This window comes from Gordonibacter sp. RACS_AR49, assembly GCF_030418435.1.
Taxonomy (GTDB): Bacteria; Actinomycetota; Coriobacteriia; order Coriobacteriales; family Eggerthellaceae; genus Gordonibacter; species Gordonibacter urolithinfaciens.
Genome location: NZ_JAIUDM010000005.1, coordinates 183,657 through 195,341, shown reverse-complemented (window position 1 = coordinate 195,341; position 11,685 = coordinate 183,657). Strand labels below are relative to the sequence as shown.

At 64.7% G+C, this 11,685-nt stretch carries 11 protein-coding genes and 1 CRISPR repeat array; all 11 genes read left to right on the top strand.

What is annotated here, in order from left to right:
• Window positions 1-141 precede the first annotated feature (141 nt).
• The 11 genes from cas3 to LB310_RS09975 all read left to right on the top strand — a co-directional run bounded on the left by cas3 (window position 142) and on the right by LB310_RS09975 (window position 11,637).
• Window positions 142-2,439 carry a CRISPR-associated helicase Cas3' gene (cas3, locus tag LB310_RS10025; protein WP_301155012.1) on the top strand — a complete coding sequence of 766 codons (2,298 nt, stop codon included), beginning with the start codon at window positions 142-144 and terminating at the stop codon, window positions 2,437-2,439.
• A gap of 54 nt (window positions 2,440-2,493) precedes the next feature.
• The gene (gene cas5c, locus LB310_RS10020; RefSeq protein ID WP_087190836.1) at window positions 2,494-3,159 is read left to right on the top strand and encodes a type I-C CRISPR-associated protein Cas5c; all 666 of its coding nucleotides are present in this window, start codon (window positions 2,494-2,496) and stop codon (window positions 3,157-3,159) included.
• Window positions 3,156-4,982 carry a type I-C CRISPR-associated protein Cas8c/Csd1 gene (gene cas8c / locus LB310_RS10015; RefSeq protein ID WP_301155011.1) on the top strand — a complete coding sequence of 609 codons (1,827 nt, stop codon included), beginning with the start codon at window positions 3,156-3,158 and terminating at the stop codon, window positions 4,980-4,982. Before cas5c ends, cas8c begins: the two co-directional genes overlap by 4 nt.
• 9 nt (window positions 4,983-4,991) lie before the next feature.
• Entirely contained in the window at window positions 4,992-5,897 is a 906-nt protein-coding gene (gene cas7c, locus LB310_RS10010; protein WP_278806977.1) for a type I-C CRISPR-associated protein Cas7/Csd2, read from the top strand.
• 3 nt (window positions 5,898-5,900) lie between these two features.
• Entirely contained in the window at window positions 5,901-6,560 is a 660-nt protein-coding gene (gene cas4, locus LB310_RS10005) for a CRISPR-associated protein Cas4 (protein WP_278806978.1), read from the top strand.
• 7 nt (window positions 6,561-6,567) lie between these two features.
• Window positions 6,568-7,545 carry a type I-C CRISPR-associated endonuclease Cas1c gene (gene cas1c, locus LB310_RS10000; protein WP_301155010.1) on the top strand — a complete coding sequence of 326 codons (978 nt, stop codon included), beginning with the start codon at window positions 6,568-6,570 and terminating at the stop codon, window positions 7,543-7,545.
• A gap of 2 nt (window positions 7,546-7,547) precedes the next feature.
• Window positions 7,548-7,838, top strand: a complete 291-nt coding sequence (gene cas2, locus LB310_RS09995; RefSeq protein WP_301155009.1) for a CRISPR-associated endonuclease Cas2 — start codon at window positions 7,548-7,550, stop codon at window positions 7,836-7,838.
• Between the two features lie 191 nt (window positions 7,839-8,029).
• Window positions 8,030-9,178: direct repeats of the CRISPR family, unit length 31 nt; unit sequence GTCGAGCCCTCACGGGCTCGCGGGTTGAAAC.
• 310 nt (window positions 9,179-9,488) lie between these two features.
• Window positions 9,489-10,133 carry a thermonuclease family protein gene (locus LB310_RS09990; RefSeq protein ID WP_278806983.1) on the top strand — a complete coding sequence of 215 codons (645 nt, stop codon included), beginning with the start codon at window positions 9,489-9,491 and terminating at the stop codon, window positions 10,131-10,133.
• The gene (locus tag LB310_RS09985) at window positions 10,124-10,522 is read left to right on the top strand and encodes a GIY-YIG nuclease family protein (RefSeq protein ID WP_278806984.1); all 399 of its coding nucleotides are present in this window, start codon (window positions 10,124-10,126) and stop codon (window positions 10,520-10,522) included. The genes LB310_RS09990 and LB310_RS09985 overlap by 10 nt, the downstream gene beginning before the upstream one ends.
• A 117-nt stretch (window positions 10,523-10,639) precedes the next feature.
• Window positions 10,640-11,095 carry a YhcH/YjgK/YiaL family protein gene (locus LB310_RS09980; protein WP_278806985.1) on the top strand — a complete coding sequence of 152 codons (456 nt, stop codon included), beginning with the start codon at window positions 10,640-10,642 and terminating at the stop codon, window positions 11,093-11,095.
• Window positions 11,092-11,637 (top strand): hypothetical protein, encoded by a 546-nt coding sequence (locus LB310_RS09975; RefSeq protein ID WP_278806986.1) that lies wholly within the window; start codon window positions 11,092-11,094, stop codon window positions 11,635-11,637. Before LB310_RS09980 ends, LB310_RS09975 begins: the two co-directional genes overlap by 4 nt.
• Window positions 11,638-11,685 lie beyond the last annotated feature (48 nt).

The following is an 11,685-nucleotide window of genomic DNA, read 5'->3' as shown; positions in this document are numbered from 1 at the left end:
TTGGGGGTCCTGCTGCGTGTACTGTGCATAGGACACTTATCCAAAGCGGTCTAACACAACGCAGTATAGGGATAGCCGCCAAATAAAAGTAGGATACAATGCTGGTAACTATTACAATAACCGTCGGAAAAAGGACGGCATATGCCTGAATACTACGCTCATACTGGTTCCGACCTCGACGATGTTTCAACGTGGCAGACCCTTTCGGAGCATGCGAACGAGGTGGCGCGGCGGGCCGAGGCGTTTGCGGAGAAGTTCGGCATGGGGGTATGGGGGCGTACGCTCGGATTGCTGCACGATGCGGGCAAGGCGAGTGCTGGCTTCAGGAGGCGCTTGGAAGGCGGCAAGCCGGTCGATCATTCGACGGCGGGAGCGAAGGTCGCTGTCGATCGGTATGGAGTCTGCGGGCAATTCATGGCATACGCCCTTTGCGGACATCACGGCGGAATGCCCAACGGTAAAATTTGGTCAAATCCCCCCAGTTCAAATAGCAAATTGCTGCGAACGCCGCTCAAAGATCGCCTTGGTGGCGAAATAGAATCCTACGGTGCTTTCTTCGAGCTGGTCAAAGCGGAGCTAATCGTCCTCCCCGATGCTGCTCAGCTCGGAGCCCCGATGCGCCCCGGCCGAACGTTCGAAAGCACAGCGAGAAAAGCGTTCTCGATGTTCGTGCTCGAGCACTTCCTGTATTCCAGCTTAGTCGATGGCGATTACCTCGATACCGAACGCTTCATGACGCCTGAAGCCTCGGAAGCGCGCGAGGCGCGTGAGCTCGCCAACATGGAAGAGCTGCTCGCGAAGCTCGAGAGCCACATGGCCGATCTTATGGAAAAGGCGGGCGACACGTCAGTCAACCGTGCGCGGCGCTCGGTGTACGAAGATTGCCTCGCGACCGCCGTGCAACCTTCCGGTCTCTACACCATGACGGTGCCGACCGGCGGCGGCAAGACGCTCAGTTCGATGGCTTTTGGGTTGCGGCATGCGGTTGAACAGGGGATGGAGCGTGTCATCGTGGCTATCCCCTATACCAGCATCGTCGAACAGACGGCCGCCACGCTCAAGGCCATATTCGGTGCCGAGAACGTGGTGGAGCACCACTCCAATTACGACTTCCGTGATCTCGACGACGAGGAGAAGGCCAAGCAGCGCCTCGCCATCCAGAACTGGGACGCGCCCATCGTGGTGACGACGAACGTGCAGCTGTTCGAGTCACTTTTTTCGAACAAGCCGGGTAAAAGCCGCAAGGTGCACAACATGGCGCGAAGCGTCGTCATTCTCGACGAGGCGCAGACGCTCCCCGACAAGCTGCTCAGGCCCTCGCTCGCCATGCTCGAAGAGCTTGCGGCGGGCTACGGCTCGAGCATAGTGCTGTGCACGGCCACGCAGCCGGCGTTGGAGGGGCTGTGGCCCTTCGGCGCCGAGCCACGCGAGATCGTGCAGCGCCGCGACTCGTTCGACGAGGCGTTTGGCGAGCGGGTGGCCTACGAGTCGCTCGGCACGATCGAGCATGCAGATCTCGTCGAGTGCATCGCGGCTCATCATGAGGTGCTCTGCGTGGTGGGCACGCGCGGCCTCGCTCGCGCGGTCTACGACGACGTGGTGGCGCGAGCGGCGGAACGCGGCGACCCATCGGACGCCAAGCGCGCGTTCGACGAGGGGTACTTCCATCTGAGCGCCTTCATGATCCCGGCTCGCCGCAGCGCCATGCTGGAGCGCATTCGCAAACGCCTTGACCGCAAAGAGCGCTGCGTCGTGGTGTCGACGCAGCTCGTAGAGGCGGGCGTGGACGTCGATTTCCCCGAGGTGTACCGCGAGCTCGCGGGGCTCGACTCCGTCGTGCAGGCCGCCGGCCGTTGCAACCGCGAGGGGCGCTTGCCGGGAGCGGGCACGGTGCGCGTGTTCGAACTATCCATCGACGGCGAGCGGCAGAAAACGGAAACGTGGCTCGAGAAGATGAAGGGCATTGCTCGCGACGTGATCCGTGAAAACGGTGGGAAGGTCGAGGAGGGGCTGATACCGGCGTTCTTCAAAACGCGCTACGACTCCGAATGTCTCGACACCAAAGGCATCTTCCAGAAAACGGCCACGAGAGACCTGATCTTTGACAGGTTCGAAACCATGCCGTTCGAGCAGTGCGCTTTGGACTACCGAATCATCGAGGATGACTCCGTCCCTGTGTTCGTCCCCTGGGGCGCCGAAGGCCGCGCGCTTCTCAAGGAGCTGCTCGCAAGCAAGAACCCGGCGGGCATGGCCATGCGCTTGCAGCGGTTCAGCGTGGGGGTGCCTGTCTGGAGCGTCGAGGGCTACAAGCAGGCGGACGCCGTTGAAGAGCTTGAGCCGTTCCTCATATTGAAAGAGGACGGTTGCCGGTCCTTCTACCGGGAGGATGTGGGGTTGGTTGCGGTGGGAGAGGAGGTTCTCGAGCTGCTGAGCTGCTGATACGGAGGCTGCGCTTGCGAGCGCGGTTACGACGAGAGGGAAAGGAGGTTCGACATGGGGTACGGCATCAAAGTGCTTGCGAGAGGCCCTCGGGCGTGTTTCACGAGACCCGAGATGAAGGCCGAGCGCGTCAGCTACGACGTCATCACGCCGTCGGCGGCGCGCGGGCTCATCGAGGCCGTGTACTGGAAGCCGGCCATCCGATGGCACATCGACCGCATCGAGGTGCTCAACGAGATCCGCTTCGACACGTTCAGGCGCAACGAGCTGGGCGGCAAGTTGAGCTACCGCAACGCCAAGGCCGCCATGGAGCGCGGCGAGGAGGTATGGACGGCGGCCAACGACGACCGCCAGCAGCGCGCGACGATGTATTTGAAGGACGTCGCGTACCTGATCGACGCCCATTTCACGTTGACGGAGCAGGCGGGGGAGGACGACACGGTGGAGAAGCACTACAACATCGCCCTGCGCCGCCTGCGCAAGGGGCAGTGCTTCAACCAGCCCTACTTCGGCTGCCGCGAGTTCCCCGCCGACGTATCGATCGTGGAGGAGCCTGGCGATAGGCCCAAGTCGTTCTACGCCGGTTCCGGCGAGCAGGATCTGGGGTTCATGCTCTTCGATATCGACTTCGACCATGACATGGAGCCGCAGTTCTTCCGCGCCTCGATGCGCGACGGCGTGATCGACGTCGCCCGCGCGCGCGAGGCGGTGGTCAGATGATCCTGCAAGAGCTCAACAGGTATTACGAGCGCCTTTTGGCCGATCCCGAGCGCGACGTTCCCGCCCGTCATTGGAGCGTGGAGAAGGCAGCGTGGGAGCTCAAGCTCTCCCGCGACGGCAGGCTGTTGGGCGCGTATCAACTCACAACGGGCACGGGCAAGGAGCTGCGGAGGTTCGTCTCGCTGCGCGTGCCCGAGCATACGACGCGCAGCGGAACCGGCATGCTGCCGTTCTTCCTGTGCGACAATGCTGCCTACCTGCTCGGTTACGACGAGAAGCGCGGGCCCGAGAAGCTGGCGAGCGCGCATGCGCTGCACGAGGCCGTGCTGGGCGAATGCGACGACGAGGGCGCGCAAGCCGTCCTGCGCTTCTTCGAGCGCGAGGATCGCGACGCCGACCTCGATGAGGGTGTGCGCTCCGATCTGGCCGAAGGCGGCGGCTTCGCGGTGTTCCGGTTGGACGGAGACCGGGGGCGATTGCATGAGCGGCCCGCGGTGGCTGCCGCATGGGCTTCCTACTGCGATGGCCAGGCGGCAGGCGAGGTGGTTGGCCAATGCGCCGTCACGGGCGAAGAGGGTCCGCTCGCTCGCTTGTTTCCTCAGGTGACCGGCGTTCCCGGAGCGCAGTCGGCCGGAGCGTCGCTCGTATCGTTCAACCTGCAGTCGTTCGAGTCGTATGGCAAGTCGCAGGCTTACAACGCGTCGGTTTCGGAGGCAGCGGCTTTCAACGCGGGCTCCGCGCTGCGGCAGCTCTGCGCCGATCGCGAGCATCGGGTGCGCATCGGAGAGACGACGGTGGTGTTCTGGGCCGATCGTCCGGCTCCGGCGGAGGACCTGGTCATGCTGGGGATGCTCGACCCCGACGAGCTCGACAGGGCCGAGGACCAGAACGTCGTGCAGGAAGTGCGCGCGGCGCTCGAGAGCATGGAGCGCGGCCTTCCCCTGACCGGCGTCGACACCGAGACGCGCTACTTCGTGCTCGGCCTCGCGCCGAACGCGGCGCGCTTGGCCGTGAGGTTCTTCGAGACGAGCACGCTCGGCCGCATGGCCGAGAACTACGGGGCGTACCTTCGCGACGTGCGCATGGCCGACGTGCGTGCCCGCTCGCTTCGCACGCTGCTGCTGCAGACCGCGCCCATGGGGTCGGCCGACCAGCTGCCTTCGACGCTGGTGAACGGCTGCATGGAGGCCATGCTCACCGGCCGTGCGTTTCCGCAGGCCCTCTACTACGCGGTGCTTTCACGGATGCGCTCCGACCATGCGCGGCGCAACTCGTGGGACATGGGCCAGCGCGCGGCGCTGCTCAAGGCGTGCCTTGTGCGCAGAGCGCGGCTCGGCGCTGAAAACTCGAATGGAGAGGACGGCGCCGCACGCGCCGATGAGGAAAGGAGTCTGGACGTGGATCTGGACAAGAAAAGGGCGAATCGCGGCTACGTGCTGGGAAGGCTGTTTGCCGTGATGGAGCACGCGCAGCGAAGCGCGCTCGGCGAGGTGAATGCGACCATCCGCGACCGCTACATCGGGGCCGCCTCCACGACGCCGGCACGCGTGTTCCCGCACCTGCTGCACAACACGCAGAACCATCTGTCGAAGCTTCGCAAGTTCAACCCGGGGCTTTGCGTGAAGTTCGAGAAGGCGAACGACGAGATCATGGCGATGCTCGACGGGCCAGCCCTGTTCCCCAAGACGCTCGACGCGGAAGACCAGGGCGAGTTCTTCGTGGGGTACTACCAGCAGCGCGTCGACCTGTGGAAGAAGCACGACGACGAGGCCGACGCAGCAGCCGACGCCGATGACGCCGACGACGAGACCGAAACCAACTAGGAGGACATCATGGCAGAGCCCATCAAGAACCGCTACGACTTCGTCTTCTTCTTCGATGTGAAGAACGGCAATCCCAACGGCGATCCGGATGCCGGCAACATGCCCCGCATCGACCCCGATACGAGCCGCGGCATCGTGTCCGACGTGTGCCTGAAGCGCAAGATCCGCAACTATGTGGACCTGGTGAAGGGCGAGGAGATCGACGACCCCGATGTGGCCGAGGGCGAGCTCGGGTACAAGATCTACGTGCAGGAGGCGGCCGTGCTCAACGACCGCAACCGCAAGGCGTATGTGCACTACGATATGAAACCTGCGTCGAAGAAGCTGCCGAAGGCCAAGGAGGACCAGATCAAAGTCACGAAGTTCATGTGCGACAACTTCTTCGACATCCGCGCGTTCGGCGCGGTCATGACCACCGACGTGAACTGCGGGCAGGTGCGCGGGCCCATCCAGCTGTGCTTCGCCGAGTCTGTCGACCCGGTGCTGCCGTTGGAGATGAGCATCACGCGCATGGCGGTGACCAACGAGAAGGACGCCGAGAAGGAGAAGACCATGGGCCGCAAGCAGTACGTGCCCTACGGGCTGTACCGGGCCGAGGGGTTCATCTCCGCGGCGCTGGCCGAGAAGACGGGTTTCTCCCAGGAGGACCTCGACCTGTTCTTCGAGGCGCTCATGAACATGTTCGAGAACGACCGCAGCGCCGCGCGCGGGCTCATGGCCTCGCGCAAGCTGTTCGCGTTCAAGCATGAGAGCAAGCTGGGGAACGCGCCGGCCCATAAGCTGTTCGATGCGGTGTCGGTGAAGCGGCTTATCGAGGACGGCGCCGAGGTCCGTGCGTTCTCGGACTACGAGATCGTCGTCGACCGCGCGGCGATTCCCGAGGGGGTCGAGCTGCTGGAGCTTCCGGTCGAGTAGGCCATGTACGCCGATGACGAGCTGTTGCCGCTTTCCGGGCTGCAGCACATCGCGTACTGCGAGCGGCAATGGGCGCTCATCCACCTCGAGCAGATATGGGACGAGAGTTACGACACGGTGCGGGGCTCGCTGTTCCACGAGCGGGTGCACTTGGAGGGATACTCCGCCGCAAAGGGCGTCAGATCCGAACGAGGGTATCGGCTCGTGAGCCGCAGCCTCGGTATAGCGGGCATCGCCGATGTCGTTGAGTTCGCCGCAAACGGCGAAGTGAATGCTGTCTCGGTGCTGCCCGTCGAGTACAAGGTGGGAAAACCGAAAATTGAAGAGTGGGATCGCATCCAGGTGTGCGCGCAGGCGCTGTGCCTGGAGGAGATGCTCGGATGCGCCGTAGGGCAGGGCGACCTGTTCTACGGCGCCACCCGCCGTAGGGAGCGCGTCGTGCTCGACGATGCCTTGCGCGAGCGCGTCGCGGGGTTGGCGCTTCGCATGCATGAGCTGTTCGAGCGCGGCGAGACGCCTCGGGCCGTGCGCGGTCCGAAGTGCAGACGGTGCTCGTTGGCCGACTCCTGCCTCCCCGAGGCGTTCGACCACGACGCCGTGGCGTATTGGAAGGAGGCGGGGTTTGAAAAAGCTTCTCAACACGCTCTATGTGACGAACCCTGAGGCGTACGTGTGCAAGGGCGACGACGCTCTCGTGGTGCGGGTGGACGGCGAGAAGGCGCTGCAGGTGCCGTTCCACTTGCTCGAGGGCATTGTGATATTCGGATACCTCGGCTGCTCCCCTGCGGTTTTAGGGGCTTGTGCGGAGCGGGGTATCACGATCTCGTTTTTGGACGACGCCGGCCGGTTTCTCGCGCGGGTCGAGGGGCCGGTTTCCGGGAACGTGCTGCTCCGACGCGCCCAGTACCGGGTGTCGGACGATCCTGACGCCGCCCTCCGTCTCGCGCAGCGATTCGTCGCGGCTAAGGTGCGCAATGCTCGGACCGTTCTGCAGCGTTGCAGGCGCGATTATCCCGACGATGCGGACAAGGCTTTGTACGAGGCCATCGGAGGGCTCAAGCTCCATGAGGCCGGTGCATTCTCGACGACCGGCGCCGACGAGCTGAGGGGCGTCGAGGGCGATGCCGCGCACCGGTACTTCGCCGTGTTCGACCGTTTATTGCGGGCGGGGGACGGGTTCGCCTTCTCCGGGCGCACGAGGCGGCCGCCGAGGGATCCGGTGAACGCCTTGCTGTCGTTCTTCTACTCGCTGTTGGCGCGCGAGGTGGCGAGCGCGTGTGAGACGGTCGGGCTTGACCCCCAGGTCGGGTTCTTCCATCGAGATCGGCCGGGGCGGGCGAGTCTCGCGTTGGATGTCATGGAGGAGTTGCGAGCGTGGTACGTCGATCGTTTCGTGGTGTCCCTTATCAATCGTCGGCAGGTGGGCGCGGCCGATTTCTCGTCGAGCGAGGCATCGGGTGTCGTGCTGACCGACGCCGCGCGCAAGAATGCGCTTGGGCTATGGCAGCAGCGCAAACAGGAACAGGTGATGCATCCGTTCTTGAAGGAGAAGGTGCCGGTGGGTCTCGTGCCGTTCTTGCAGGTACAGCTGCTGGCGCGGCACCTGCGCGGAGATTTGGACGATTATCCGGCGTTCATTTGGAGGTAGCGATGTACGTGCTCGTTACGTACGATGTGGAAACGGCAAGCCCGCATGGATCTCGCCGGTTGCGCCGGGTTGCGAAGATTTGCGTGCAGTATGGCCAACGCGTGCAGAACTCGGTGTTCGAATGTTCGCTCGATCCGGCGCAGTTTGAGACAATGAAGAGCGAGCTGATGAAGGCGGCCGACCTGACGCGTGACAGCTTACGGTTCTACAATCTCGGGAAGAACTGGAAGCGAAAAGTCGAGCACGTGGGAGCAAAGGAGGCTTATGACCCGGAAGGGCTCCTATGCGTGTGAGAGGAAATGCGCACCTTGACAATGTAGAAGCTCTATTGCGTGCTGCGCGAACCCCAAGCGATGGCGCGCCATTCGGGAGGTTCGCGCAGGTTTTAAGCTTCACAAGCCCGCTGATAGCTGTTCATGGGGCGGACTGATTGTCTAATATGAATATAATAATCAGAATATACGTATATATGCATATTCTGACAGTCGAGCCCTCACGGGCTCGTGGGTTGAAACTTGGCCTCGGTCGCGTCGCGGACCCGGTACCTCCGTCGAGCCCTCACGGGCTCGTGGGTTGAAACGCCCATCGCGCGGCCGACATGGGATTACTATCGTGGTCGAGCCCTCACGGGCTCGTGGGTTGAAACCCCCCACGTGGAAGAGGCAGCCCGAGAAGAAGCCGCTCACGTCGAGCCCTCACGGGCTCGTGGGTTGAAACCCCCTACGTTGAAGACGGTTGCGTTTGCCATGTTCGTCGAGCCCTCACGGGCTCGTGGGTTGAAACTTGTTCGCCTCTGCGGCGGCCTTCGCCGCGTCGGTGTCGAGCCCTCACGGGCTCGTGGGTTGAAACGATAATTGTTCACGCGGCTTTCCGCTGGATCAAAGGTCGAGCCCTCACGGGCTCGTGGGTTGAAACTGAAGATGTATTATCCCCGGATACAGAGTGGCATGTCGAGCCCTCACGGGCTCGTGGGTTGAAACGACGAACTCGTGGACTCCATAAGGGCGGCGGCGGAAGTCGAGCCCTCACGGGCTCGCGGGTTGAAACTTCGACCGCAAGGCTCCGTATATGCCCAACTCCGTCGAGCCCTCACGGGCTCGCGGGTTGAAACTAATCGAGTTCGATGAATACTCCGATTATACCGAGGTCGAGCCCTCACGGGCTCGCGGGTTGAAACGCTTTCACCTCCCTTCGGCAGGTCGCGCGTGTAGTCGAGCCCTCACGGGCTCGCGGGTTGAAACTTCGTGGCGGCGGTGTAGAGCTGGCCGTACTGAGTCGAGCCCTCACGGGCTCGCGGGTTGAAACGCTCTGAACGCCAGCCAGCAAAGGGCGCCCAATGTCGAGCCCTCACGGGCTCGCGGGTTGAAACCCTGCCATGGATGAGAACAAGCCCGCTGCTTCCGTCGAGCCCTCACGGGCTCGCGGGTTGAAACTGCGTCGGGCTGGCCCTCGTGACACGCAACCTGATGTCGAGCCCTCACGGGCTCGCGGGTTGAAACCCTTGAGGTCGTCAACCATCATGTTGTTGTCGAGGGTCGAGCCCTCACGGGCTCGCGGGTTGAAACACGTGGGATGCGGACAACATGACGGAGTTCGACGTGTCGCACCCCCACACAGGCTCGCGGGTTGAAACGAGCACTCCAACAGTGGTTTCTTGCAGAACAGGTTGATCATGGCGGGCTCCTTCGCGAAAAAAGGCGCTGCATACATCCATGACTTAATGGGGCATTTCCTCCTAAAACGATGTGACTGCCGAGGTACGCTCGCCCGACTCCGCGCACATGCTATGTCGCACCCCTCGACGGGCGGTAGCGGCGAGCGGCGAGCCGGCTGGTGCGGTCTCGGCTACCTGCAAGGAGGCTCAACGAAGGTTGGAGCTTGCGGCGACCTCCAAGCAGTTGGTCTATAATTCTCGTTCGTAGAAAAACGGGGGAAGGGAATCCATGGCGTCGGAGAAGCAGCAGGCAGGGCGCGCCTTAAGGCGGTTGGCGCGGAAGAACCCGCTTGCCGCCCTCGCCATTGCGGCCGTGCTCGTGATCGGGGCCGCGCTTGGATGGTTCGGCGCTGCGGGCGGCGGGGCCGCGGAGGATGCCGCGCCGGGCCGAGACGGCCAAGCGACTATCGCCCCCGTAGGGGACGGCCTCCAGCAAGCCCAGGTCGTGCGCGTGGTCGACGGCGACACGCTCAAGGTGAGCGTGCCTGGCGAAGCGGACGCCACGGTGCGTCTCATCGGGATGGATACCCCGGAGAGCGTGGCGGCCGACGAGGCGCGCAACTGCGAGGAGGGCCGCATCGCCTCGGACTATGCGAAGTCGCTCGTGGCGCCGGGCCAGACGGTGTGGCTCTCGCGCGACGTTTCGGACGTCGACCGTTACGGCCGCCTGCTGCGCTACGTGTGGCTCGAGCGGCCGAACGACCCGGCGGACGAGGGCGAGATTGCAGGCAAGATGCTGAACGCCATCCTCGTGCGCGACGGGTACGCGCAGGTCAAGCGCTACAAGCCCGATACCACGCTGCACGACCTCTTCCAGCGCTGGGGCGACGAGGCCGCCGCCGACGGCAGGGGCGTGACCCACAAGTGGGCGTAGGCGGGACGCACCCCGAGCCGGACGCGGCGCCGCAGGAGCGGCCGGCCTTCTACGTGTACGTGCTGGCCTGCGCCGACGGCACGCTCTACACGGGCTACACGAACGACGTGGAGCAGCGCGCCCGCACGCACAACGCCGGAAAGGGGGCGAAGTACACGCGCAGCCGCACGCCCGTGGAGGTGGTGGCGCAGGCGCGCTTCGCCACGAAGCACGAGGCCATGAGCGCCGAGTTCCGCTTCAAGCACCTGTCGCGCCGCGCGAAGGACCGCCTGCTGGCCCGCGCCCGCACGGAGGGCTTTGCTGCCGTCCTCGCCGAGCTGCAGGCGGGCACGAACGCCGATGCGGATGCTGCCGTCGAAGACGGCGGGCACCCGGGCGGTAAAGCGTAGGGAGACGGTTGGCGCATCCAGCGCCCGATGCTGCTAGAATGGCAGGCGAAACGCATCCAGCATCCCCCCTGCAGCGCCGCACGCTGCAGGGGAGCCCGCCGTCGAAAGGACCTTCCCGTGCTCGTGACCCCGCTTCCCACTGCCGACAAGAACGACTACCTCTCCGCGCGCATGCGCGCCGCCTTCTCCTTCCTGCGCGAGGCCGATCTGGCTCACCTGCCGTTGGGGCGCGCGGACATCGACGGCGACGAGGTGTTCGCGAACGTGCAGGAGTACGACACGGTGCCCGCCGACCAGAAGCAGATGGAGGCCCACCGGCGCTACTACGACGTGCAGTACGTGGTAGAAGGCAAGGAGGTGCTGCAGTACGCGCCGCTCGCAGGCCTCGCGCCCAACGGGGAGTTCGACGAGAAGGCCGACTTCGGGCTGTTCGCCACGCCCGAGGCGCCGAGCTCCATCGTGCTGCGGGCGGGGGAGATGGCCGTGCTCGCGCCCGAGGACGCCCACAAGCCGGGATGCGCGGCCGACGAGCCGGGGCGCGTGCGCAAGATCGTGGTGAAGGTGCGGGCTTGACGGCCGGCGAGGACGCGCTCGTCGGGCAGCTCGCGCGCCTGCTGGAAGCGGAGCGCGAACACTTGAGCACGCGCCGCATGCTGGAGCTGCTGTCGCTGCTGCTGGGGGAGCGCGCCCTGGTGGGCGACGCCTCGCGCTACGTCTACGAGTACGGCCGCCGCGCGGGCTACAGCCTGCCGGCGTACCCGCTGGACGGCAGCGGGGAGTTCCGTAAGTTCTTCGCCGAGGAGGGCGTGCGCAACGTGCCCGAGTGGTACGAGCGCAAGCTCGGCGTGCCCCCGCAGCTCTACGCCCAGCTGCCCGCACGCACCATCGTGGCGGTGCGCGATGCGGCGAACCGCCGTCGCGCGTTCGTGCTCGACGGCGTGCGGCACGCCCAGGACGCCGGGTTCGCGGGCCTGGCGGAGAGCGGCCTTTCGCGCACGCTGCCGCCGGAGGGGCTGGCCGAGCTGCTGGACGCCGTCATGGCGTTCCTGCTGGGAGACCCCGTGCGCGAGGGCGCCCGTCCGGGCGCCGTGCGGTTCGTGTCGCGAGTATTCTGAGCGATGCGGGCAGGCGCCCATCCGGGGCGCGGGCCGAGAGGGGTCGCG

What these genes read in the sequence shown, in the direction of transcription:
- cas3 (WP_301155012.1), top strand. Translation starts at nt 142, where the DNA reads ATGCCTGAATACTACGCTCATACTGGTTCCGACCTCGACGATGTTTCA.
- cas5c (WP_087190836.1), top strand. Translation starts at nt 2,494, where the DNA reads ATGGGGTACGGCATCAAAGTGCTTGCGAGAGGCCCTCGGGCGTGTTTC.
- cas8c (WP_301155011.1), top strand. Translation starts at nt 3,156, where the DNA reads ATGATCCTGCAAGAGCTCAACAGGTATTACGAGCGCCTTTTGGCCGAT.
- cas7c (WP_278806977.1), top strand. Translation starts at nt 4,992, where the DNA reads ATGGCAGAGCCCATCAAGAACCGCTACGACTTCGTCTTCTTCTTCGAT.
- cas4 (WP_278806978.1), top strand. Translation starts at nt 5,901, where the DNA reads ATGTACGCCGATGACGAGCTGTTGCCGCTTTCCGGGCTGCAGCACATC.
- cas2 (WP_301155009.1), top strand. Translation starts at nt 7,548, where the DNA reads ATGTACGTGCTCGTTACGTACGATGTGGAAACGGCAAGCCCGCATGGA.
- LB310_RS09990 (WP_278806983.1), top strand. Translation starts at nt 9,489, where the DNA reads ATGGCGTCGGAGAAGCAGCAGGCAGGGCGCGCCTTAAGGCGGTTGGCG.